Source organism: Actinoplanes sp. NPDC051411, assembly GCF_040682075.1.
Lineage (GTDB): Bacteria > Actinomycetota > Actinomycetes > Mycobacteriales > Micromonosporaceae > Actinoplanes.
In genome coordinates this window covers 1-22,992 of record NZ_JBFBAD010000068.1, presented here as the reverse complement: position 1 = coordinate 22,992, position 22,992 = coordinate 1, and the positions used below count along the sequence as shown (strand labels likewise).

General features: G+C 70.5%; 21 protein-coding genes and 1 pseudogene. 15 read left to right on the top strand and 7 right to left on the bottom strand.

Translation table 11 applies throughout. The features are described 5' to 3' along the window. The first annotated feature begins 52 nt into the window (after positions 1-52). Together AB0M88_RS32065 and AB0M88_RS32060 are read left to right on the top strand one after the other, a co-directional pair. Positions 53-1,798 carry a protein kinase gene (locus AB0M88_RS32065; RefSeq protein WP_364108944.1) on the top strand — a complete coding sequence of 582 codons (1,746 nt, stop codon included), beginning with the start codon at positions 53-55 and terminating at the stop codon, positions 1,796-1,798. Between the two features lie 147 nt (positions 1,799-1,945). Then, positions 1,946-3,013, top strand: coding sequence for a sporulation protein (locus tag AB0M88_RS32060; protein WP_364108942.1), 1,068 nt, complete (start codon positions 1,946-1,948; stop codon positions 3,011-3,013). A 67-nt stretch (positions 3,014-3,080) separates the two neighbouring features. On the opposite strand, the gene AB0M88_RS32055 is transcribed toward AB0M88_RS32060, so the two are convergent. Then, positions 3,081-4,349 carry a bifunctional pyridoxamine 5'-phosphate oxidase family protein/GNAT family N-acetyltransferase gene (locus tag AB0M88_RS32055; protein WP_364108940.1) on the bottom strand — a complete coding sequence of 423 codons (1,269 nt, stop codon included), beginning with the start codon at positions 4,347-4,349 and terminating at the stop codon, positions 3,081-3,083. Between the two features lie 49 nt (positions 4,350-4,398). Between AB0M88_RS32055 and AB0M88_RS32050 the strand changes: the two genes are divergently transcribed. The 9 genes and pseudogenes from AB0M88_RS32050 (at position 4,399) to rny (ending at position 13,907) form a co-directional block, all read left to right on the top strand. Next, entirely contained in the window at positions 4,399-5,745 is a 1,347-nt protein-coding gene (locus AB0M88_RS32050) for an aminotransferase class I/II-fold pyridoxal phosphate-dependent enzyme (protein ID WP_364108938.1), read from the top strand. A 34-nt stretch (positions 5,746-5,779) separates the two neighbouring features. Then, positions 5,780-6,442, top strand: coding sequence for a UdgX family uracil-DNA binding protein (locus AB0M88_RS32045; RefSeq protein WP_364108936.1), 663 nt, complete (start codon positions 5,780-5,782; stop codon positions 6,440-6,442). A 51-nt stretch (positions 6,443-6,493) separates the two neighbouring features. After that, positions 6,494-6,694 (top strand): DUF3046 domain-containing protein, encoded by a 201-nt coding sequence (locus AB0M88_RS32040; RefSeq protein WP_364108933.1) that lies wholly within the window; start codon positions 6,494-6,496, stop codon positions 6,692-6,694. A gap of 198 nt (positions 6,695-6,892) precedes the next feature. Further along, complete coding sequence (gene recA / locus AB0M88_RS32035) at positions 6,893-7,939, top strand: recombinase RecA (RefSeq protein WP_364108931.1); 1,047 nt, start codon at positions 6,893-6,895, stop codon at positions 7,937-7,939. A gap of 3 nt (positions 7,940-7,942) precedes the next feature. Further along, positions 7,943-8,665: a regulatory protein RecX gene (locus AB0M88_RS32030; protein ID WP_364108929.1), complete on the top strand. Its 723-nt coding sequence runs from the start codon at positions 7,943-7,945 to the stop codon at positions 8,663-8,665. A gap of 407 nt (positions 8,666-9,072) precedes the next feature. Next, positions 9,073-9,981, top strand: a complete 909-nt coding sequence (locus AB0M88_RS32025; RefSeq protein ID WP_364108927.1) for an LPXTG cell wall anchor domain-containing protein — start codon at positions 9,073-9,075, stop codon at positions 9,979-9,981. A gap of 539 nt (positions 9,982-10,520) precedes the next feature. After that, positions 10,521-10,727, top strand: a pseudogene (locus AB0M88_RS32020) (hypothetical protein); the annotation flags it as partial. Between the two features lie 503 nt (positions 10,728-11,230). Further along, positions 11,231-11,869 carry a hypothetical protein gene (locus tag AB0M88_RS32015; protein ID WP_364108922.1) on the top strand — a complete coding sequence of 213 codons (639 nt, stop codon included), beginning with the start codon at positions 11,231-11,233 and terminating at the stop codon, positions 11,867-11,869. A gap of 313 nt (positions 11,870-12,182) precedes the next feature. After that, positions 12,183-13,907 (top strand): ribonuclease Y, encoded by a 1,725-nt coding sequence (gene rny, locus AB0M88_RS32010; RefSeq protein WP_364108920.1) that lies wholly within the window; start codon positions 12,183-12,185, stop codon positions 13,905-13,907. A 175-nt stretch (positions 13,908-14,082) separates the two neighbouring features. Here rny and AB0M88_RS32005 read toward each other — a convergent pair whose 3' ends face one another. From AB0M88_RS32005 to AB0M88_RS31990, 4 genes are read right to left on the bottom strand one after another with little or no spacing between them, the layout of a single operon-like run. After that, positions 14,083-15,033: an amino acid ABC transporter permease gene (locus AB0M88_RS32005; protein ID WP_364108918.1), complete on the bottom strand. Its 951-nt coding sequence runs from the start codon at positions 15,031-15,033 to the stop codon at positions 14,083-14,085. After that, positions 15,030-15,740 (bottom strand): amino acid ABC transporter permease, encoded by a 711-nt coding sequence (locus AB0M88_RS32000; RefSeq protein WP_364108916.1) that lies wholly within the window; start codon positions 15,738-15,740, stop codon positions 15,030-15,032. Before AB0M88_RS32000 ends, AB0M88_RS32005 begins: the two co-directional genes overlap by 4 nt. A gap of 25 nt (positions 15,741-15,765) precedes the next feature. Further along, complete coding sequence (locus tag AB0M88_RS31995) at positions 15,766-16,647, bottom strand: glutamate ABC transporter substrate-binding protein (RefSeq protein ID WP_364108914.1); 882 nt, start codon at positions 16,645-16,647, stop codon at positions 15,766-15,768. A gap of 44 nt (positions 16,648-16,691) precedes the next feature. After that, positions 16,692-17,426: an amino acid ABC transporter ATP-binding protein gene (locus AB0M88_RS31990; RefSeq protein ID WP_364108912.1), complete on the bottom strand. Its 735-nt coding sequence runs from the start codon at positions 17,424-17,426 to the stop codon at positions 16,692-16,694. Between the two features lie 126 nt (positions 17,427-17,552). Between AB0M88_RS31990 and AB0M88_RS31985 the strand changes: the two genes are divergently transcribed. The 3 genes from AB0M88_RS31985 to AB0M88_RS31975 all read left to right on the top strand — a co-directional run bounded on the left by AB0M88_RS31985 (position 17,553) and on the right by AB0M88_RS31975 (position 20,331). Beyond that, positions 17,553-18,032 (top strand): hypothetical protein, encoded by a 480-nt coding sequence (locus AB0M88_RS31985; protein WP_364108910.1) that lies wholly within the window; start codon positions 17,553-17,555, stop codon positions 18,030-18,032. 20 nt (positions 18,033-18,052) lie between these two features. Beyond that, a complete protein-coding gene (gene miaB / locus AB0M88_RS31980; RefSeq protein ID WP_364108908.1) occupies positions 18,053-19,555 on the top strand; it encodes a tRNA (N6-isopentenyl adenosine(37)-C2)-methylthiotransferase MiaB in 1,503 nt (500 codons plus the stop codon). 92 nt (positions 19,556-19,647) lie between these two features. Further along, a complete protein-coding gene (locus AB0M88_RS31975) occupies positions 19,648-20,331 on the top strand; it encodes an SDR family NAD(P)-dependent oxidoreductase (protein WP_364108906.1) in 684 nt (227 codons plus the stop codon). On the opposite strand, the gene AB0M88_RS31970 is transcribed toward AB0M88_RS31975, so the two are convergent. Next, positions 20,325-21,266, bottom strand: a complete 942-nt coding sequence (locus AB0M88_RS31970) for a pyridoxal-phosphate dependent enzyme (RefSeq protein WP_364108903.1) — start codon at positions 21,264-21,266, stop codon at positions 20,325-20,327. The two genes, AB0M88_RS31975 and AB0M88_RS31970, sit on opposite strands and share 7 nt — an antisense overlap. A gap of 71 nt (positions 21,267-21,337) precedes the next feature. Here AB0M88_RS31970 and AB0M88_RS31965 point away from each other — a divergent pair, with 71 nt between their 5' ends. Continuing rightward, a complete protein-coding gene (locus tag AB0M88_RS31965) occupies positions 21,338-22,249 on the top strand; it encodes a LysR family transcriptional regulator (RefSeq protein WP_364108901.1) in 912 nt (303 codons plus the stop codon). On the opposite strand, the gene AB0M88_RS31960 is transcribed toward AB0M88_RS31965, so the two are convergent. After that, positions 22,194-22,655 carry a hypothetical protein gene (locus AB0M88_RS31960; RefSeq protein ID WP_364108899.1) on the bottom strand — a complete coding sequence of 154 codons (462 nt, stop codon included), beginning with the start codon at positions 22,653-22,655 and terminating at the stop codon, positions 22,194-22,196. The two genes, AB0M88_RS31965 and AB0M88_RS31960, sit on opposite strands and share 56 nt — an antisense overlap. Positions 22,656-22,992 lie beyond the last annotated feature (337 nt).

Genomic DNA, 22,992 nt, shown 5'->3' with positions numbered 1-22,992 from the left:
CTGTCTATCCTGAAATCGAGTCGACGGTGGGGGCGGGATGGCGGTTCGGCGCATGCTCGTCGCTGGTCGGTATCGTCTCCGCGAGCCGGTCGGCACCGGTGGCATGGGCCGGGTGTGGCTGGCGCGCGACGAGATGCTCGACCGCGATGTGGCGGTCAAGGAGTTCGTGCCGCCGGAGTGGATGACCGACGAGGAGAAGGCCCGCCTCAAGGACCGCACGCTCCGTGAGGCCCGCAGCGCGGCCCGGCTCAACCACCCCAACGTGGTGCAGATCTACGACGTGGTGCACGCCGACGGGCAGCCGTGGATCGTCATGGAATACGTTCCGTCCCGGTCGCTGCACCAGGTGCTCAGCGAGGACGGCCCGTTCGCCCCGGTCGCCGCCGCCCGCATCGGCCTGCACGTGCTCGACGCCCTGACCGCGGCCCACGAGGCCGGGGTGCTGCACCGCGACATCAAGCCGCACAACGTGCTGATCGGCGGCGAGGGCCGGGTCGTCCTGACCGATTTCGGTCTCGCCACGTTCGTTGACGACGGCTCGGTGACCGGTCCGGGGCTGATCGTCGGCTCGCCGCAGTACGTCTCGCCTGAACGGGCCCGTGACGGTGCGTCCACCGTAGAGTCCGACTTGTGGTCTTTCGGGGCGACTCTCTACGCCGCGGTTGAGGGCCGTTCGCCCTATGCCCGCGAGAGCGCGATGGCCACGCTGATGGCGCTGGGGACCGAGCCGCCCGATCCGCCGGAACTGGCGGGTCTGCTGGCGCCCGTGCTGACCGGTCTGCTGCGGCACGAGCCGGAGACCCGGCTGACCGCGGCCGAGGTCGACCGCCGCCTCCGCATGATCGTCGCGACGGCCGACGGTGAACCGGCCGTCGTCGATCGTGAGCGCGCGCTGACGGTGCCGGCGCCGCGCCGGGCGCGGCAAGATCGCGGACATGCCACGGTCGCTGCCATGTCGGGTGCGCCGGCAACTCCCGCTGCGCGGTCGGCTGATCAGGCTCCCGTACGCCCGGTGCCCGCCCAACGCACCTCGTCCGGTCCGGTCTCGCCTGCCCCGGCGGGAGCCGACGCAGGCGTGGCCGACCGGTCGAAGCCGAGGTTTCCCCTGGTCGCAGCCGTGCTGACCGCGGTCGCGGTGCTGGGTGCGGCAGGAATCTTCGCCGGCTACCTGATCCAGCGGGACGACGACCAGCCGTCACCGATGGTGTTCCCGGGCGTGGCCCAGCAGTCGACGGCCCCGTCGCGGGCGCCGGCAGTCGGCGGGTTCAGCCCGGCCGCGTGCGACGGGGCGATGTCGTCCGACGCCCCGGAAACGCCGCAGAAGAACGCGGCCCGCGGTGTCATCGGGTTCGCGCTGTATCCCGGCTGGTCCTACTTCACCGACGGCACCGGTTTCCACATGCCGGTGCCCGACCACTGGACCTATCAGAAGGTCGGCACGACGTACTGCTTCCGTGACCCCGACGGCGGCCGGCTGATGACCCTCGACTTCGGGCGCAAGCCCAGCGCCGACCCGTTGCAGGCGTGCCGGAAAGAGGCGGCACGGCTGGTGGCGGCCGGGGCGCTACCGGCCTATCACCAGGTCCTGTTGGAGCCGCGGCCGCTGCTCAACAAGGCGGCCGACTGGGAATACGAATATCTGGCTCCCGACAGGACGCTTCTGCACGTGCAGACCCGCTGGTTCGCCACGAACGGTAAGGCCTATGCCATCAGCTGGCAGACCCGCGACGTCGACTGGTCGGGCGACTTCGCCAAGATCAGCATGGTCCTGAGCACGTTTTATGCCGACGGCAAGTAGCACTGTCGGCCTGTCTTGATGTTTATCTAGCTCACAGGGAGTTATCAGCCCTGGTTGTTAGGGTCGCCGACATTCGCGGCCCGCCCCTCCGTACCGCGGGCCTGAGCCATCGCTGCGCCACCCGTTGATTCAAGGAGGAATGACCCGGTGGTCTTCAAGAAGATGATGCGCGCCTTCGGTGTGGGCGGCCCGTCCGTCGACACGGTGCTCGCCAACCCGAACACCCGGCCCGGCCTGACCCTGGGCGGTCAGGTGCAGGTCGTCGGCGGCGACCACGACGTCACCATCGAGTACATCGCCCTCGGCCTGGTCACCCGGGTCGAGTCGGGGCACGGCGACGGCCTGGCCGAGTTCCTCCGGGTGCCGGTCTCCGGCCCGTTCCCGCTGGCCAAGGGCGAGCGGCGGGACATCCCGTTCAACCTTCCGGTGCCGTGGGAGACCCCGGTGACCGACGTCTACGGTCAACGCCTGCACGGCATGACGATGGGCCTGCGCACCGAGCTGGCGGTGGCCAAGGCGGTCGACCAGGGCGACCTCGACGAGGTGGTGGTGCACCCGCTGCCGGCCCAGGAACGCATCCTCGACGCCTTCGCCGCGCTGGGCTTCCGCTTCGCCCGGGCCGACCTGGAGCACGGCGCGATCTACGGCGTCCATCAGCAACTCCCCTTCTACCAGGAGATCGAGTTCTACCCGCCGCCCCACCTGGCCGGCGCGATCAACGAGGTCGAGCTGACCTTCGTCGCCGACCCGGCCGGCGTCGAGATCGTCCTCGAGTTCGACGAGCGCGGCGGCTTCCTGACGCCCGGCCACGACGCCTACGGCCGCTTCCGGGTCGCCCACGAGGAGGCCGACACCGCCGACTGGCAGTCCGTTGTCGACTCCTGGGTGCAGGAGGCAGCCGGTCGCTACCAGGGCTTGCGCGGCTCCGGTGGTCATGGCGCCGCCTTCTCGGGCGGCCATGGCTACCCGGGCGCGGCCCATGGCTACCCCGGCGGGGCCGTTGGCTACCCCGGCGGGCCCCATGGCTACCCGTCGTCGGGCCAGGGCTATCCGGCGGCCAACGGTTACCCGATGGGCCACGGCCCTGGCCGGTCCCGCGGGCCGGGCATGGGGGCGGTGGCCGCGGGCGTCGCCGGAGGTGTGCTCGGCGGCATGGTCCTGGGCGAGGTCGTCGAGGAGGTCTTCGAAGACGACTCCGAGGGCTCTGACGAGTAGCCACGCTCAGCTCGAGGGTTCTTGAATATCCGACCGTCCGCCCACTTGGGGCTGCCGGCCGTGGCGGCTATTGCATGGCCGGCTCCTTGGCGGGACCGGCCATCAAACGGGCGCGGAGGCGCTTGGCCGCGCCCGGCCATTCGTCGGCGGTCAGGGCGAAGACGACCGTGTCGCGCCAGGTGCCGTCGGGGCGCAGGCGCTGGGCGCGGATCAGGCCGTCGCGGCTGGCGCCGAGGCGGGCGATCGCGTCTTGTGAGCGCTGGTTGCGGATGTCGGTGTGCCAGAAGACCTTCTCGGCGCCGAGCACGTCGAAGGCGCGGGCCATCAGCATCAGCTTGGCCTCGGTGTTGACCCCGGTGCGCCACCAATGTCGGCCGATCATCGTGTGGCCGATGCCGACCGAGCGGTTGACCGGGTCGATGTCGTGATAGGTCGTCATGCCGACGACCTGGCCGGTCGACGGGTCGACCTGGGCCCACGGCACCTGCAGGCCCCGCCAGCGACGGTCCAGCATGTTGTCGACGTGGGCGGCCCACTCCTCGCGCGTGGTCGGCTGCGACGTCGGGAGGAACTGCCAGACCTCCTCATCGGACAGGGCCGCTCGAAGCCCGTCCACATGCGCCGGAGAGAGCGGCTCCAGCCGGACGTGCTCGCCGTTGAGCAGCACGGCCTCGTGCCACGGGGACTGCGGAGCACCGGGCAGATAAGCAGGGGGCGGGCTCTGCATGCCGGGGTCGGCCACTGGCGGCTGCGGCACCCGCCGCAGCGGCACCACTCCGGCCCAGTGCGGCAGGTCGAGGTCTTCCGGCTCGTCCTTGGCTCCGCCGCCCCGGCTGCGGACCGAGACCTCCTCGAGCGGGAGGGCGAGCACCGACGTCTGGGCCAGCTCCTGCTTGGACGGTGGACGGCTGCCGGCGGTGCGACCGGCCCCGAACTTCTCGACCAGGGTGGTGAGCACGGCCAGCTTCGTCGCGTCGTCGGGGACCAGGCGTGCCACTCCCATGGCGACCACCGAACGGTAGTTGGCGGTGTGGTGGAACTGGGACCGCGCGTACACAAAGCCGTCGAGCAGCATGACGCTCACGCAGACCTTGACCCCGTCGTCGCCGCGGGCCGTCAGGCCGAAGCGGCCGCCGCTGGAGCCGTGCAGGTAAAGCGTGTCGCCGATCCGGATGTGCAGCGTCGGCAGGACGCGGGGTTCGCCGTCGATCACGATGCCGACGGAACAGTCGTAGGCCTCGTCGAGGATGGCGTGTGCGGCGGCTCGGTCGTAACTCATCAGGTGACGCGCGCGGGTCGGGGTCGTGCGTGCGGTCGCGGGATAGAGGTCGGACATCGGGCCCTCCTGCTTGCATCTCAACCTGTACTAGTACAGAATCTGCCTTGTGTCAGCACAGTATCAGGTCAACGGCGACAGCGCCGCCTCGATTTCCGCCAGCATCGAGTCCGGCGTCCTGCGCGGAGACTGGGTCGCGGGCGCCGCCCTGCCGGCCGTGCGGGTTCTCGCCGACCACCTGCACGTCAGCCCGGCGACGGTCGCCAAGGCCTATCAGGAACTGCGGCAACGCGGGGTCGTCGAGACCGAGGGCCGGCGCGGCACCCGCATCCGTCCCCGGCCGCCGATCGCCGGGCCGCGGTCCGCGCTGCGCCTTCCGATCCGGCCCGGCCTGCGCGACCTGTCCGACGGCGAGCCCGACGTGCACCGGCTGCCCTCGCTCGGCCCGGCGCTGCGCGCGGTCGCCGAGACCGTCGACAAACCGCAGGGATATGCGTCGGCGGTCGCCATGCCCGCGCTCACCGACGCCGCCCGGCTGCGTCTCGCCGCCGACGGCGTCCCGGTCGAGGGGGCCACGATCGCCGCCACCGCGGGCACCCTCGACGCGATGGAGCGCCTGCTGACCGCCCATCTGCGACCGGGCGACGCGGTCGCGGTCGAGGATCCGGGCTGGGCCAATCTTCTCGACCTGCTCGCCGCCTGTGGTCTGCGCCCGGTGCCCTTCGCCGTCGACGATGACGGGCCCGATCCGGCCACGCTCTCCGCGGCGCTGCGGGCCGGTGCCCGGGCCGTGATCATCACGGGCCGAGCGCAAAACCCGACCGGCGGCGCCCTGACCGCCGAGCGGGCGGCCGAGGTGCGCCGCGTGCTCGCCGGGCATTCCTCGGTGCTCCTGGTCGAGGACGATCATGCCGCCGAGCTGGCCGGGGTTCCGCTGCACTGCCTGGGCCCGGTCACCGACTCGTGGGCCTTCGTCCGGTCGTCGTCCAAACCCTTCGGCCCCGACCTGCGCATAGCGGTGGTCGCGGGCGACGAGACCACGATCGCCCGGGTCGTCGGGCGGATGCGCATCGGCGCCGGCTGGGTCTCCACAGTTCTCCAGCGCACGCTGCTGCACCTCTGGCAGGACGAGCAGGTCACGGCCCTCATCGGGGAGGCCTCCCGCGTCTACGCGCAGCGCCGCCGGGCCCTCTGCGAGGCCCTCACGGCACGCGGCCTCACGGCCACCGGTAAAACCGGGATCAACGTCTGGGTCCAGGTTCCCGATGAGACGCGGGCCGTCGGGCTCCTGCGCGATCGGGGGTACGCGGTGGCGCCCGGCTCGCTGTTTCGCGTGGCCGCGCCGCCCGGCATCCGCCTGACGATCAGCTCGCTGGACGAGTCCGAGATCCCGGCCGTGGCCGACGCGGTGGCCGCCGCCGTTCACCCGTCCGGCCCCGGGGTGCCTTCCCGATGAGTGTGAGCCGAACCACGTCGGGTAAAACCATGGGATGCCGAGGACCGACGCGCCGGTCGGCGCGCAGCAGTGGGTGCCCGCCGAGCCGACCAGCATCGACCAGCTCAAGTCCGCCGCGGCCGGGTGTGAGGGCTGCGAGCTCTATGCCGACGCGACCCAGACCGTCTTCGGCCGGGGCGCGCCGCACGCGTCGGTCGTCTTCGTGGGTGAGCAGCCCGGCGACGTGGAAGACCAGCAGGGCCTGCCGTTCGTCGGGCCGGCCGGACGCCTGCTCCGCGAGGCGGTCGACGACGCGGGCCTCGACCCGGCCGACGTCTACATCACCAATGCCGTCAAACACTTCCGCTTCGAGTTGCGGGGCAAGCGGCGCATCCACCAGACGCCCGGCCCGGCTCACATCACCGCGTGCCGGCCCTGGCTGGTGGCCGAGTTCGCGCTGCTCAAACCCAAGGTCGTGGTGATGCTCGGCGCGACCGCGGGCAAGGCGCTGCTCGGCCCGTCGTTCCGGGTCACGCAGTCGCGCGGCCGGCTGATGCCGTGGCCGGCCTCGGCCCAGCATCCGGAAGACTTCCCGGTCGACGAGGTTCAGGCGCTCGCGACGATCCACCCCTCGGCGGTGCTGCGGGCGGATGACCGGGAAACCGCGTACCGAAGCCTGGTCGACGACCTGAAGGTCGCCGCCGCGGCGGTGAGGTGACGCCGGCCTCGCGTCGGTGGCGCCGAAAGGCGGCTTGAGTACGCTCGTGGGGTGCGGTTGACGGATTTCTGGGGACGCCTCGGCGAGGTATTCGGTTCGAGCTATGCGCGAAGCATTGCGGCCGACCATTCGTTCGCGGAACTCGGCGGCCGCACGATCGATGAAGCGATTGCTCAGGGTGTCGAAACCATTACTATCTGGCGAGCTGTGGTGGCGGCGTACCCCGATCGGGTTCCGTCTCGCCTGCGCTGAGGCGTTTTTCGTACGCTTGTTCTGGCGTGTCACTCGATCGTCGTACACGTGTTCGGCTATTGTCCACAGGGCTTGGTCATCCACAGCTCAGGGCAGGGCGGCGGATTTTTGTCATACCCACCCCCTACGTTGATGCCCGTGGTGAACAAGAGCTCGTCGGCGAAGACGCCTGCAAAGTCGAGTACAGGGGTGGCGGACATGGTGGCAGGACCTGACCGGGACAAAGCGCTCGATCTGGCGCTGGCTCAGATTGACAAGCAGTTCGGCAAGGGCTCGGTAATGCGGTTGGGTGAGCGGCCGGTCGCGCAGATGGCCATCATCCCCACCGGATCCATTGCGCTCGACGTGGCGCTCGGCGTCGGCGGCCTGCCGCGCGGCCGTGTCGTCGAGATCTACGGCCCGGAGTCCAGCGGTAAGACGACGGTGGCGCTGCACGCCGTGGCCAGCGCCCAGCGCAACGGCGGCATCGCGGCGTTCATCGACGCCGAGCACGCTCTCGACCCGGACTACGCGCGGGCCCTCGGCGTCGACACCGACGCCCTGCTGGTCTCCCAGCCCGACACCGGTGAGCAGGCGCTCGAGATCGCCGACATGCTGGTGCGCTCCGGCGCCCTCACCATCCTCGTCATCGACTCGGTCGCCGCGCTCGTGCCGCGGGCCGAGATCGAGGGCGAGATGGGCGACAGCCACGTCGGTCTGCAGGCGCGCCTGATGAGCCAGGCGCTGCGCAAGATGACGGGCGTGCTCAACACGACGTCCACCACCGCGATCTTCATCAACCAGCTCCGCGAGAAGATCGGCGTCATGTTCGGCTCGCCCGAGACGACGACCGGTGGCCGCGCGCTGAAGTTCTACTCGTCCGTGCGCCTCGACGTGCGCCGCATCGAGAGCCTGAAGGACGGCACCGACGTGGTCGGCAACCGCACCCGGGTCAAGGTGGTGAAGAACAAGGTCGCCGCGCCGTTCAAGCAGGCCGAGTTCGACATCATGTATGGCAAGGGCATCTCGCGCGAGGGCTCGCTGATCGACGTCGGCGTAGAGCAGAGCATCATCCGCAAGTCCGGCGCGTGGTACACGTACGACGGTGACCAACTCGGCCAGGGCAAGGAGAAGGCGCGGGAGTTCCTCAAGGAAAACCCCGACGTGGCCGCCGAGATCGAGAAGAAGATCCTCGAGAAGCTGGGTGTCGGCCAGACCACCGGCGACGCGGCCGGCGGGCCCGAGCTGCCGCCGGTCGACTTCTGATAGATGGCCGGCCGCCGTGGAGCGCGGTCCGGGCGCGGATGGGATGCCCTTCCGCCCCGGGCGGCCAGTCGTGACACCGATGAGCCTGCCGCCGATGGCGAGCTCCGGCGTGGCGTGACGGGGCGCGGCAACGCCCTGGGGCGCCGCCGGGGCTCGCCGGGCGACCCCTCCTCCCGAGAGCCTTCGGCTCCCGAGCAGACCGAGTCGGAGAGGGCTCGGGAGATTTGCCTCCGGCAGTTGGCCGTACGCCCACGCACGCGCGCCGAACTCGCCAAGGTGCTCGCCCGCAAAGAGATCTCGGACGAGGTGATCGCCGAGGTGCTCGACCGGTACGACGAGGTCGGCATCATCGACGACGGCGCGTTCGCACGAGCCTGGGTGACCAGCCGGCACCACGGGCGCGGGCTCGCCCGGCGGGCACTCGCCAACGAGTTGCGGCAGCACGGGGTCGACGCCGAGGTGGCCGGCGAGGCGCTGGAGATCCTCGACGACGACGAAGAGGCGGCGACCGCGCGCGCCCTCGTCGACCGCAAGTTGCGCACCACGAAGGGGACGCCCGACGCGGTGTTCCGGCGGCTGGTGGGGATGCTGGCCCGCAAGGGCTATCCCGCCGGGGTGGCGATCCGGGCGGTCAAGGACGCGCTGGCTGCCCGCGACGCCGAGGCGGCCGAGTTCGCCGATCAGATCGACGCCGACGCGCTCGACGATGAGGCGGCCGAGTCGTAGGCGGTTGGCGGGTGCTGGTCTCACTCGGCTCTTGATGGCGATAGTTGCCGGCCTTGAAATGGCGCGTTCCGGGGCGGTGTCGATGCGTCGGTTCCCGAGCGATTTGTGCCGCGTTCCGAGGCCTTGAAAGCCGGTCTGGGCGACGCCGCGAGTCGCTTATGTACATCACGCCTGAACGCTGTCCCTGCCGTCGAAATGCTCTCCGGGCTGCGGGGATGCGGCTCGGACATTTGGGGCGTGCGATCCCGTGCGGGTGAATTTATATCGACGTTCGTAACAATCTATGGCTGGGGATGGCCGCATAGCCGGACGTGGATAGCGACGATGTGGATGTTTCCGCTAGGTTGCTCGACGGATCGCGGGGGATCACTGTCCATATTCCCCCGCGCGTGACAACGGGGAGGGACATGCGGATCAACCAGCTTGCGCGTCGCCGTGGCGTGCGCGCGGTCGCGCGCCTGGGCGTGCTCGTCGGGGCGGTCGGTGTCGCCGCGCTTTACGGGAGCCAGGCGGCCAGCGCCGCGACGCCGCAGAGCGCTGCCCGGAGCATCGTCGTCCTGGCCGATGAGGCCGGCGTGTCGACGAACGGCTCCGACAGCGCCGCGGCCACCGATTCGGGCGCCGGCGCCACCGTGAGCGACGACGATGACCCGCCGGGCGGCGGCACGACCGGGCCCGGCGGCGAAGGCGGTGGCACGGGCACCGGTACTGGTGACGGCGGCACGGGCACTGGCGATGGCGGCACCGGTACCGGCACTAGCGATGGCGGCACGGGCACCGGCACCGGCGACGGCGGCACCGGCGGCGACCCCGCCGGTGGTGGCGGCACCCCGGGCGGCGGCGATGGTGGTGGCAGCACTGGCGGCGGCGATGGTGGCGGCACCCCGGGCGGCGGCGATGGTGGCGGTAGCACTGGCGGCGGCGATGGTGGCGGTAGCACGGGCGGCGGTGACGGTGGCGGCAGCACGGGCGGCGGTGACGGTGGCGGCAGCACCGGTGGCGGCGACGGCGGCGGCAGCACTGGTGGCGGGCACGGCGGCGGCACGGACACTCCCGGCGGCAACGACGGTCCCGGTGACAAGCCGACGACCTCGCCGACCACCGGCACCGGCGGCACTGGCGGCGGCGCCGGTGGGTCGAAGACCAACAACACCGGCGGCAGCGACTCGAGCGGCAGCGGTGGGTCGAGCGGCGTCCTGGCCAAGACCGGCGACAACGTGGTCAGCATCGCCGGGCTCGGTGCGGCGGTCGCGGCCGGCGGTGTCGGGCTCGTGCTCATCACGCGGCGGCGTCGCGAGGCGCAGCAGGAAGTTTGATGCGGTGCTCGCGTTCGACGGTGTTGGGCTCGTGTTCGTCAGCCCACGATGTCGCGAGGTGCAGCCGGAAGCCTGAGCCGGCTGACTGATCAACGGCCCCCGGTGTGCTCGTCACGCCGGGGGCCGAACGATCTTCCGGGACATCGGCCTTCGCAACTGGCTGGTAATCTGCAGCGTCGTGACCGAGGACTCGCCCAGCCGGACGCGGGGCTACGGTCCCTTCCAGGAGGGTGCCGAGCCGACCGCGCCCATTCCCGCCCAGCCGACCGGGGCCGAGCAGCAGGCCTACGCCGCGCCCGCCTCGAACAGCGGCGATCCGGCCCAGCCGGCGGGCGGTCACACAGCGGCCGGTCACACAGCGGCGGGCGTCGAAGGCGGGCCGGTTTCCCCGCAAAACGCGAATGTCCCGCCTTCCGTGCAAAACGGCGAAACGGTTCAGGCTCATCCGACGCCTCCGCCCGGCGCACCGAACCCGTCGATGAACCCCCAGCCGAGTTACGAGCCCTACGGCCAGTCGGGCGCCGGTCAGTCGGGCGCAGGCCTGCCGAGCACGGGCGTGCCGAGCGCAGGCCTGCCGAGCACGGGCCTGCCGAGCACGGGCCTGCCGAGCACGGGCCTGCCGAGCACGGGCCTGCCGAGCACGGGCCTGCCGAGCACGGGCCAGCCGAGCACGGGCCAGCCGAGCACGGGCCAGCCGAGCACCGCGCATCCCAGCTACGCCCAGCAGGTCGGCCCGGATGGCGTAGATGCCGGGCCCGGAAGTCAGGCACCGGCTTACGACCCGAACGCCACCGTGTACTACCCACCCCAGCCCACAACCCCATACCCGACCGCACCCATCAGCATGAACCCGCATGCACCGGACCCTTCGGGCACGAATCCGCACATGGCCGACCCGTCAGGCCTCTACCCCCAAGGTGCCTACCCTCCAGTTCCGTCGAGCGGCGCTCCGACGAGCGGAACTCCCGCCAGCGGTGCCCCCTACACTCCGGGTCCCCCGAGCGGCAGCCCCCCGAGCGATTCTCCGGCCGGCCGCCCCCCTTACGGTCCCGATCCCACGAGCGGCACCCCCTACACCTCCCCCTTTCCCGACCCCTCGAGCGGCGCCCCCTATCCCACGAGCGGCGCCCCCTCGTCGTACGGCCCGTTCCGCAGCGACCCGACCCCGGACCCGCTCGACTTCACCTCCGCGGCCCCTTTCTCCAGTCGCCGCATCGAGCCGTCCCCGCCCCCCGATCGCAGCCGTCTGGTGATCGGCCTGGTCGCGGGCCTGGTAGCGGGCCTCCTGGTGTTCGGCATCGGCGGGTTCTTCGCCGGTCGGGCGACCGCCCCCGCCGCCGCCCCGAAGCCGAAGGCCGGCCCGACCGCTTCTCCGACCGGGAAGCTGGGTGTCTTCGAGCAGAGTCAGGTCGTCCTCAATCAGCCGCACTTCGCCGGCACCGGCCTGGTCGGGCTCTCGCAGGGCTGGCTTCCGTTCATTTCGAGCTGTTCGCGCAGTGGTGAGCCCGGCGGTCCGAAGCTCAACGCGGGGGAGAAGGCCCGTGTCCGGTGCACGCTCAACGGGATGAGCGCGTTTTTCGTGGAGTACAACTCGATCGCCGACCGGGACAGTGCCCGGGATAACACGCTGAAGCAGAACGTCGATGCGCGGACTCTCACTCCGGGGGCGGCGGCCGCTACTCAGGGGCCTGCGCCGTCCGGCCGGACCACCGGCAACTACGTGGAGTATGCGTACAAGCTGACCGAGGGTGGTGTCACTCGTCCGGTGGCCGCGATCTGGTGGGATGACGCACAGTTGCCGGTTGCGGGCTATCTGCTCGCATACTGGAAGGAAGGGCTGGGCGAGAGCTGGGACCCGATGCGTGATCTTTGGGCCCGCTACGCCTGAATTGCGCCGCGACCTGGTCTGTGCCCTACGTCCTATCCGCTGCCGAATCATGGATCCTTGACCGAAGTGCCACTCGCGACCTAGCCTCGCGTTACAACAAGGTTTGTTCGACCATCGCATGCAACACGCACAACATAGATCGCATCACATTACGGCATCACTTATGCAGTCCCGCCCGAAGTAGCGGGACCCATAACCACATACCGGACCCCGCGCTGAGCGCCCGGGGGTCACGGCCGTATGCGTTCATCGCCTTGGTCGGGCATCCCGCAGAAGGCCCGCGCGTGCGGGCGGCGAAGGGAGACGCGGCGAGATGACCGCCCTGGACTGGGTGCTCGTGGTGGCGATCGTCGTTCTTGCCGCGTTCGTGCTGGCCGGACTCGTGCTCGGCGCCCGCGCACTGCGCCAGCTACGCACCGACCGGGCCGACGCCGAGGACCGCCGCGGCCAGGCGGTCGACGACGCGCAGGCCAAGGTCGCCGACGCCAACGCGAAGGCCGCTTCCGTACGCGCCGAGGCCGCCGCCGCGAAAGCGGAGGCTACCGCCGCCCGGGCCGAGGCCCGCCGGGTTCTCGAGGCCGCGCACACCGAGGCCGACACGATCCTCGAGCACGCACACCGCCAGGCCGAGGGCGACGCCGAGCAGGTCCGTTCGGCCGCCCGCCGCTCCGGCGAACGCGAGGTCGCCCTCCTCAACGCCACGGTCAAGGAGCAGTCGGCCGAGGTGGAGCGCCGCGCCGCCCGGATCGACGAGCGGGAGCGCCTGCACGGTGAAGAGGTGGAGCGCCTGGTCGAGCGCGAGCGCCGCCTGGCGACCATGGACGCCGACCTCGTTTCCCGTGAGGGCGCGCTGACCACCCGCGAGGCCGAGGTGACCGCGGCCGAGGAGAAGCACACCCGGGAGCTGGAGCGGATCGCCGGCCTGACCGCCGAGGCCGCCCGCGCCGAGCTGGTCGAGAACATCGAGGCCCAGGCCAAGCGCGAGGCCGCGATCATGGTGCGGGACATCGAGACCGAGGCGAAGACGACCGCCGACTCCCGGGCCCGCCGCATCGTGGTCGACGCGATTCAGCGGATCGCCAGCGAGCAGACCGCCGAGAGCGTGGTCAGCGTGCTGCACCTGCCGAGCGATGAGATGAAGGGCCGGATCATCGGCCGCGAGGGCCGCAACATCCGGGCGTTCGAGTCGGTCACCGGGGTCAACCTGATCATCGACGACACCCCGGAGGCGGTGCTGCTCTCCTGCTTCGATCCGGTACGCCGCGAGGTCGGCCGCCTCACGCTGGAGAAGCTGGTGCTCGACGGGCGGATCCACCCGCACCGCATCGAGGAGGTCTACGACAGCGCCAAGAACGAGGTCGAGGTCCTCTGCGACCGGGCGGCCGAGGAGGCGCTGGTCGACGTCGGCATCACCGACCTGCACCCGGAGCTGACCAAGCTGCTGGGCCGGCTGCGTTACCGCACCAGCTACGGGCAGAACGTGTTGAAGCACCTGGTCGAGACCGCCCACATCGCCGGCATCATGGCCGCCGAGCTGGGCCTGGACGTCCCGTCGATGAAGCGGGCGGCGTTCCTGCACGACATCGGCAAGGCGCTCACCCACGAGGTGGAGGGCAGCCACGCGCTGATCGGCGCCGATCTCGCCCGGAAGTACGGCGAATCCGAAGACGTGGTGCACGCGATCGAGGCGCACCACAACGAGGTGCCGCCGCAGACCATCGAGGCGGTGCTGACCCAGGCGGCCGATGCCTGCTCGGGCGGCCGCCCGGGCGCGCGGCGGGAGAGCCTTGAGGCGTACGTCAAGCGGTTGGAGCGGATCGAAGAGATCGCCGCCGGGAAGACCGGTGTCGAGAAGGTCTTCGCGATGCAGGCCGGCCGCGAGATCCGGGTGATGGTGCGGCCGGATGACATCGATGACATCGGCGCCGCCGTGCTGGCCCGGGACGTGGCCAAGCAGATCGAGGAGGAGCTGACCTACCCGGGTCAGATCCGCGTCACCGTCGTCCGCGAGTCCCGCGTCACCGAGCTGGCCCGATAAAACCGCTGAGATCGAGCCGGCCCGGATAAGCCGCTCTGATCGAGCCGGCCCGGCAAAACCGCTCTGATCGAGGCCGGCCCGGCAGAGCCGCTCTGATCGAGGGCGGCCCGGCAAACCGCGTTGATCCAGCCGGCCGCCTCGGTGGCGGCCTGCCTTCCCGTACGCCCCGGCCGGTCTACGCCGCGACCGAGCCCTCGGGCGCGACCGCCGCGTCGGGTGCCACGCCCTTGGCTACCGTCCGTGTCTTGGGCCCGCGCGCCAGCCGTCGCTGAATGTATTGGGCGAGCTTCGACAGCGAGTAGTTCACCGTGATGAACAGCACCGCGATCACCGTGTAGACCTGGATCGGGTTGTCCAGCACACCGATGATCTGCTTGCCGATGTTGAGGGTCTCCTCGTAGCTGACGATGAAGCCGAGCGACGTGTCCTTGAGCACGACGACCAGCTGGCTGATCAGCGCCGGCAGCATGATGCGGTAGGCCTGGGGCAGCAGGATCATCCGGGTCGTCTGCAGCGGGGAGAGACCGATCGCGGACGCCGCCTCGGCCTGGCCGTACGGCAGGCCTTCCATGCCGGAGCGGAGGATCTCGGCGATGACCACGGAGTTGTAGATCGTGAGGCCGAGCACCAGGTACCACACGGTCGGCCATCTGAGGCCGAACTCGGGGAGCCCCCGGGAGACGAAGAAGATCGTGATCACGACGGGCAGGCCGCGGAAGACCTCGACGCAGGCCCGGGTGACCGCCGACAGCACGGCGCTGAGCCCGCGGAGCAGGTAGGTCACCGGGGTGGCGTATCCGGTGAACCGGCGCCGGGCGAGTTTTTTGAGCTGGATCCGCAGGACGGCCAGCAGGGTGCCGACGAGCAGCGACGCGACGATGGCCAGGGCCGCCGCGCGCAGCGTGTTGCGGATGCCGACGCCGAGCCGCTCCCAGACCTGGGAGAAGTTTTCGTTGCCCGGGTCGAGCAGCGGGCCCCACAGGTCGGCCGAGAACTGGCCTTTGCTGTCCAGCGGGCGATAGACCAGGAAGTAGAGCCCGGCCAGCACCAGCACCGCGGCGACCACGCTGACGATCACGGTGAGGCGGCGCTGCCGCGGCCCGGGTGTGTCGTAGAGCACGCTCATCGGCTCGCCACCGCCTGCCGCCGCTCGATCCGGTCGAGGAGGGCGCCGAGGGGAATTGTCATGATCAGGTATCCGATCGAGATGCCGATGGCGACCGGGACGAACGCGTAGCCCTCGGCCGAGGTCAGCTGGTCGGCGGTCTGGGACAGGTCACCGACGACGCCGAAGAAGCCGATCAGCGCCGAGTTCTTGATCATGGCGATGATGACCGAGCCGAGCGGCACGATCGAGGCCTTCCACGACTGCGGAAGCACGACGTACCTCAGGTTCTGACCGAAGGTCAGCCCGAGCGACCGGGCCGCCTCGGCCTGGCCCGGCGGCACCGCGTTGACTCCCGACCGCAGCGCCTCGCAGACGAACGCCGAGGTGTAGAGCACCAGGGCGATCAGCGCGAAGCGGAAGTACGGCAGATCCGTGCCGAGCCGTCTGAACAGCGAATCGATCACCGGGATGCGGAGGAAACTGGCGTTCGAGCCCAGCGCCGGCAGCCCGAACGCGGCGAAGAACATCACCACGGTCAGCGGCATGTTGCGGAACACGGTGACGTAGCCGGTGCCGACCGCCCGAAGCGGCGGCACCGGCGAGATCCGCAGGACCGCCACGACGGCGCCCAGGATCAGGGCGCCGATCGCGGCGAGAACACAGATCTGCAGCGTCAACCAGAAGCCGCCCGCGAAGACGTCGAACTTGTCGATGAGCACACTCACTGGCGGGCTTCTTTCCTACGCGGTGTCAGTAACGGTTGACGGTCGGGGCGTTGCCCAGCTGGGCACCGAACTTGCCGGCGGTGTCGTCCCACGCCTTCTTCCAGCTGCCGTCCTGGTAGGACTTCTCGAGGACGTCGTTGATGAAGTTACGGAACGCGGTGTCGTCCTTCTTGACCCCGATGCCGTACGGCTCCTTGGTGAAGTTGTCACCGGCGAGCTTGAACGAGTCCTGATCCTTGGAGATGTAGCCGAGCAGGATCACGTTGTCGGTCGTGACCGCGTTGACCTGACCGCCCTTGAGGGCGTCGCGGCACTTGTCATAGGTGTCGAAGAGCACCACCTGGGTCGCGACGTCCTTGACGTGCTTCTTGATCTCTTCGGCCGGCGTCGAGCCGGTGACCGAGCAGACCTTCTTGGTGCCGTCCTTGAACGAGTCGGGCCCGGTGATCGACGTGTCGTCCTTCTTGACCATGATGTTCTGGCCGGCCTCGTAGTAGGGCCCGGCGAAGGCGACGCGCTCCTTGCGCTTGTCGTTGATCGTGTACGTCGCCACCACCATGTCGGCCTGCCCGTTGACGATCGCGTCCTCGCGGATCTTCGACGGCGTCTCGACGTACTGAATCTTGTCTTCCGGGATGCCGAGCTCCTTGACGATGAGCTTGGCCACCTCGACGTCGAAGCCCTCCGGCTTGCCGGAGAGGCCCTTCTGGCCGAAGCCGGGCTGGTCGAACTTGGTGCCCACCTTGATCGACTGGGCCTTGTTGAGCTTCTCCATGGTGCTGCCGGCGGCGAACGACTTGCTGCCGCTGCCGCTGCTGGCCGCGTCGTCGTCTTTGCTGCCACAGGCCCCCACGGCCAGGGCCAGCGTCAGTGCGCCGAGCGCAGCGCTCATCCGGTTGAGTTTCATCTAGATGCTCCTCGAAGCAAGATCGAAAAAAAATATTCCGGACGTCAATGGGTGAGGATCTTCGACAGGAAGTCGCGGGCGCGCTCGCTCTTCGGACTGGCGAAGAACTCCTCGGGGGTGGCCTCCTCGACCAGCTGGCCGTCGGCCATGAACACGACCCGGTCGGCCGCGTGCCGTGCGAAGCCCATCTCGTGGGTGACGACGACCATCGTCATGCCGTCACGGGCCAGCGACGTCATCACGTCGAGCACCTCGCCGACCATCTCCGGGTCGAGGGCGCTGGTCGGCTCGTCGAACAGCAGCGCCTTGGGCTGCATCGCCAGCGCGCGGGCGATCGCCACCCGCTGCTGCTGGCCGCCGGAGAGCTGGGCCGGATATTTGTCGGCCTGATCGGCGATGCCCACCCGCTCGAGCAGTGACATCGCGCGGTCGTGGACCGCGGCCGTCTTCTCCCGCCGCACCTTGACCGGGCCGAGCATGACGTTCTGCAGGATCGTCTTGTGCGCGAACAGGTTGAACGACTGGAACACCATGCCGACCTCGCTGCGCAGCCGGGCCAGCGCCCGGCCCTCCTCGGGCAGCGGGTGGCCGTCGAACGTGACGGTGCCCGACTTGATCGGCTCGAGCCGGTTGATCACGCGGCACAGCGTCGACTTGCCGGACCCCGACGGTCCGATCACGACCACGACCTCACCCTTGGCGACGGAGAGATTCACGTCGTCAAGCACGTGCAGTGGGCCGAACCACTTGTGAACCTTCTCGAGGACGATGAGAGACACAGACGGGACCACCTTCACTCGGATGTGGTCACTCTAGGGGCGCTGTACAACCGTTTTCCGGCCAGAATGGTCACGAGGCGGTAACTTAGCGAGCTCGGAGCGAGGGCAGTGTCCACCATGTTCGGTATGGCAGACGGGGATCTGACAGACGGCCTCTGGAACTGGTCGGTTGCCGGACACATCGATGCCGATCGGTGCCGGGGCGCGCTGGCCGGCGCCCTGGGGCGGTCGGTGGTGGCTCTCGGCGGCGACGGCGATGTGCTCTCCGACGTCTATTTCGTGGACGGCGACTTCCCGACGCTCATCGACGTCTATCTCGCTCCGTCCGGCATCGCCGAGACGACGGCCGCGAGCGCCGTCGCGGTCCGGCTGGGTGCCGCGGTCCTGCTGCCCGACGACACGCTCAACCCTTCCCGGTACGTCGTGGCCGAGCCCGACGGCACCCTGCGCCCGGTGCACGTCGACGAGGTCGAATCCGACGACGGTCCGGAGCGCCGTCACGTACGCCCGTGCACCGGGAGCGATCCCGCCTGCGCCGTGGCCCCGGGGTGTGGCCGTTCGCGGTTCAAACCGACCCCCGCGCCCGAGCGCCCCGCCGCCGCGTAGCAGTACCCTGGTCAATTGCCATGACTACCGAGACCTCGGCCAGAGCCGCAAACCCCGGCCCGCGCACCTATGACGTGCGCACCTACGGCTGCCAGATGAACGTGCACGACAGCGAGCGCATCTCCGGCCTGATGGAAGACGCCGGCTACGTGCGGGCCGCCGATCCCGAGGCGGCCGACGTCGTGGTGTTCAACACCTGCGCGGTGCGGGAGAACGCCGACAACCGCCTCTACGGCAATCTCGGCCACCTGCGCCCGGCCAAGGTGAAAAACCCGGACATGCAGATCGCGGTCGGCGGCTGCCTGGCCCAGAAGGACCGCGGCGACATCGTCAGGAAGGCGCCGTGGGTCGACGTCGTCTTCGGCACCCACAACATCGGCTCGCTGCCGGCGCTGCTCGACCGGGCCCGGCACAACGAGGAGGCCGAGGTCGAGATCCTCGAGTCGCTCGAGGTCTTCCCGTCGACCCTGCCGACCAAGCGCGAGTCGACCTACGCCGGCTGGGTCTCGATCTCGGTCGGCTGCAACAACACCTGCACCTTCTGCATCGTGCCGTCGCTACGTGGCAAGGAGAAGGACCGCCGGCCGGGCGAGATCCTGGCCGAGGTGCGCGCGCTGGTCGCCGAGGGCGTGTCCGAGGTCACCCTGCTCGGGCAGAACGTCAACTCGTACGGCGTGGAGTTCGGTGACCGGCTCGCCTTCGGCAAACTGCTGCGCGCGACCGGCGACATCGAGGGTCTGGAGCGGGTCCGCTTCACCAGCCCCCACCCGAAAGACTTCACCGACGACGTGATCGCCGCGATGGCCGAGACGCCGAACGTCTGCCACTCGCTGCACATGCCGCTGCAGTCCGGCTCCGACCGGGTGCTCAAGGCGATGCGCCGCAGCTACCGCCAGGAAAAATACCTGGGCATCATCGACAAGGTCCGGGCCGCGATGCCCGACGCCGCGATCACGACCGACATCATCGTCGGCTTCCCCGGCGAGACCGAGGAAGACTTCGAGCAGACCCTCGAGGTGGTCCGGCGGGCCCGCTTCTCGAGCGCCTTCACCTTCCAATACTCCAAGCGCCCCGGCACGCCGGCCGCGACGATGGAGGAGCAGGTGCCCAAGGCGGTCGTCCAGGAGCGCTACGAGCGGCTCATCGCCCTGCTCGAAGAGCTCACCTGGGCGGAGAACAAGAAGCTGGTCGGGGAAAAGGTCGAGGTGCTGGTCGCGGTCGGCGAGGGCCGAAAAGACCAGCGTACGGGCCGGATGAGCGGCCGGGCCCGCGACGGCCGCCTGGTCCACTTCGCGACCGGTGACACCACTCCGCGTCCCGGCGACGTCGTCGAGACCGTGGTGACGTACGCCGCGCCCCACCACCTCAACGCCGACGGCGCCCCACTGTCGCACCGCCGCACCCGCGCCGGCGACGCGTTCGAGGCCGGCCGCCTGCCCAAGCTCCAGGGCGTCTCCCTGGGCCTCCCGACGATCGGCCTCCCGGCCCCGCTGCCCCCGGTCGCCGACGGCTGCTCCCGCTGACCCTGTGCACAACGCCCGACGTGGCCGTCGAGCATGGCCGGCGGTTACCGCAGCGCGGCGACAGCATCGCGCGTAAGGACGGAGAGGTTCCCATGAGCAGCAGTCGCACCGCCGTCATCACCGGCGGCTGCAGCGGCCTCGGCGCCGCGGCCGCCGCCCGCCTCACCGCCGACGGAGTCAAGGTCGTCGTTCTGGACCTCGCCGACGGCTCCGACCTGCGCGTCGACGTCAGCGACACCGCGGCCGTCCACGCGGCCGCCGGCGATATCGGCCCCGTCGACATCCTGATCAACTCGGCCGGCGTCGTCGGACCGAACGCGCCGCTGTGGGAGATCGACCGCGCCGGCTGGGACCGGACCTTCGCGGTCAACGTCCACGGCACCTTCAACACCTGTCACGCCTTCGTGCCCGGCATGCGCGACCGTGGCTGGGGGCGCGTCGTCAACATCGCCAGCATGGCCGGCAAGGACGGCAACCCGAACATGTCGCCCTATTCGGCCTCCAAAGCCGCGGTCATCGCTCTGACCAAGTCGCTCGGCAAGGAGCTGGCCACCAGCGGTGTGCTGGTCAACGCGATCGCCCCGGCCGTCATCGAGACCCCGATGAACGCGGACACCGGCCCGGAGGCGCTGGCCCACATCACCAGCCTGATCCCGATGAAGCGGGTGGGACGCCCGGAGGAGGTCGCCGAGCTGATCGCCTGGCTGGTGTCGGACAAGGTCAGCTTCTCCACCGGCGCGGTCTACGACATCAGTGGCGGCCGCGCGACCTACTGAACCAGTTCGGCCAGTTCGGCCTTGCTCGCGTTGCCGCCGGTGCACACGATGGCCACCCGGCGGCCCTGGAACAGGTCGGGGCGGGTGGTCACGGCGGCCAGGGCGGCCGCCCCGGCGCCCTCGGCCAGAGTGTGCGCGTGGGTCGCGAGCAGGCGCTGGGCCCCGGCGATCTGCTCGTCGGTGACCAGCACGAAGTCTTTCAGGCCGCCGCCCATGAGCCGCTGGGGCAGGGCGAAGCCGCGGCCCGTCGCCAGGCCGTCGACTCGGGTCCGGTTGGGGCGTTCGACCAGCTGGCCGGTGGCCCAGGAGTCGTAGGCGGCGCGCGACGCGGTCGACTGCACGGCGATTACGGCGCAGCGCGGGGCCAGCTCGCGCGCGACCACGATGGCCGCGGCCGCGCCGGTGCCGCTGCCGACCGGGACGACGACCGCGTCCAGGTCGGGGGCCGCCGTGAAGAGCTCCTGGTAGAGGGTGCCCACACCGGCCAGCAGCGCGGGGGTGTCGCCGGGGCTGACCAGGAGCGCGCCCGTCTCGGCGGCCGCCCGCTCGGCGTAGGCCTGGGCCGCTCCCAGGTCGGCGCCGGTCAGCACCACCTCGGCGCCCCACGCGCGGACGGCGTCGGCCTTCGCCGGGTTGGCGGCCGCCGGCATCACGACCGTGCACGGGACGCCGGCGCGGCTGCTGGCGTACGCCATCGACAGCGCGTGGTTCCCGGTCGAGTAGGTGATCGTGCCGCGGCCGGGCGGAAGGCTGTCCAGCAGGGTGAGGCCGCCGCGCACCTTGAACGCGCCGACGGGCTGCGTATTCTCGTGCTTGACCAGCACGTTCGCTCCGACTGCGCGGTCGAGCACCGGGTACGACCAGAGGGGTGTGGGCGGCAGGTGGCGTTCGACGATCGGCTGGGCCGCGCGGACGTCGGCGTAGGTGAACTCCATGCCCTCATCGTCGGGTCGCGCCGACCCATAGGTCTAATGGCGGTTTTCGAGGGAAACCATAGGCTGGGTCGATGCTTGACGTGACCCGCCTGACCGTCCTGGTCGCGGTCGCCCGGACCGGGTCGGTGACCGCGGCCGCCCGCGAGCTGCACTACGCGCAACCGTCGGTCAGCCACCATCTGGCCCGGCTCGAGGCCGAGACCGGCAGCCGGCTGATCCAGCGGGTGGGCCGCGGGATCCGGCTGACCGAGGCGGGCCGCCTGCTGGCCGAGCGGGCCGAGGAGATCCTGGGCCGGCTCGCCGCGGCCTCCGAGGAGCTCGCGACCTATACCGGGCTGCGGGCCGGGCGGGTGCGGCTGGCGGCGTTCCCGTCGGCGCTCGGCACGTTCGTGCCGCGGGCGGCCGCCTCCTTCGCGGCCGCCTATCCGGATGTCGACCTGCGCTTCACCGAGGCCGAGCCGCCCGAGGCGATCCGGCTGCTGCGCAGCGGTTCCGTCGAAGCGGCGCTGGTGTTCGGCTATCCCGATGTCACCGACCTGGACGGGTTGCGGCACGAGGTGTTGCTGGACGAGCCGACCTATCTGGTCGTGCCGGCCGGCGTGGACGGGGACCGGCTGGGCGACCACCGCGACCGGCCGTGGATCGCGGGGTGCGAGCGGTGCCGGGGCGAACTGCTGCGGGTCTGCGGAGATGCCGGGTTCACGCCGGACATCCGGTTCACGACCGACGACTACGTGGCCGTTCAGTCCCTGGTCGCGGCTGGGCTGGGTGTGACGACCCTGCCGGGGCTCGCGCTTTCAGCGCATCGCGACGACCGCGTACGCGTCGTCCCGGTGCCCAGAAGCAGCCGGCGCGTCGCGGTGGCCGTGCTGGGGGAGCCGCCCGACCCGCCCGGCACCGCGGCCCTGCTGACGCATCTCCGGGCCGTCATCCGGTCAACAGTTCCCGATCAGCCCGATACTGCTCCCACCCGATCTGGATGACCCGGAGCAACCCGTTCTCGTCGGCGACCTCGACCGTCCGCGTCCCCGGGCGCGCGACCGGCCGCACCAGCCCCCAGGCGACGTAGTCGTCGACCAGCCGGTGGGCCGACCGCCAGGCCGGCGTGTTCGGCACCAGCCTCAGCTCGTGCTCGATCACCCAGTTGACGTCGACGATCCGCCGGGCCGACATGTGGTAGGCGAGGATGCGGCCGCGGGACTTGAGGGCCCGCGGGTGGAAGCCGCGGGTCGCGATGTGCCACGGACTCGCGCCCGGGCACTTGTATAGGTGGAATCCGGTGCCGTAGACCTCGGGGTGCCGCTCGGCGACCGCCCGGGCGTCCTCCTCGGTCCGGTAGCGGATCTTGCTGCAACGACAACGCCACGGTCGCACCACGGTCTGAGACATTCCGCCGGTCCCTCCGCTCGTCGGGTAACCGACGGTAGGCGCGTCGACGACGGAAGATCATCGTCTCGTCGGCGGAAGCCGACGGCCTTGCGTACCGACCAACGCGAAAGGGGCGCAACGGCCCGGAGAGGCACGGACCTCGCCAAGGGTCTGTCCCGTGGATCACGAGGGGCTACGGCGTGGCCCAGCCGGCGCCTGACGGCGGCCGAGCCACGCCCACATCCAAACCCGGGATGAGGGCGCGTCTCGCCCGACGTCAGCCACCACCTGGACCTCGCCTCGCTCCCGCGTGATCCACGGGACAGACCCTTGTACGGCGGGACCGGTCCCGATCCGT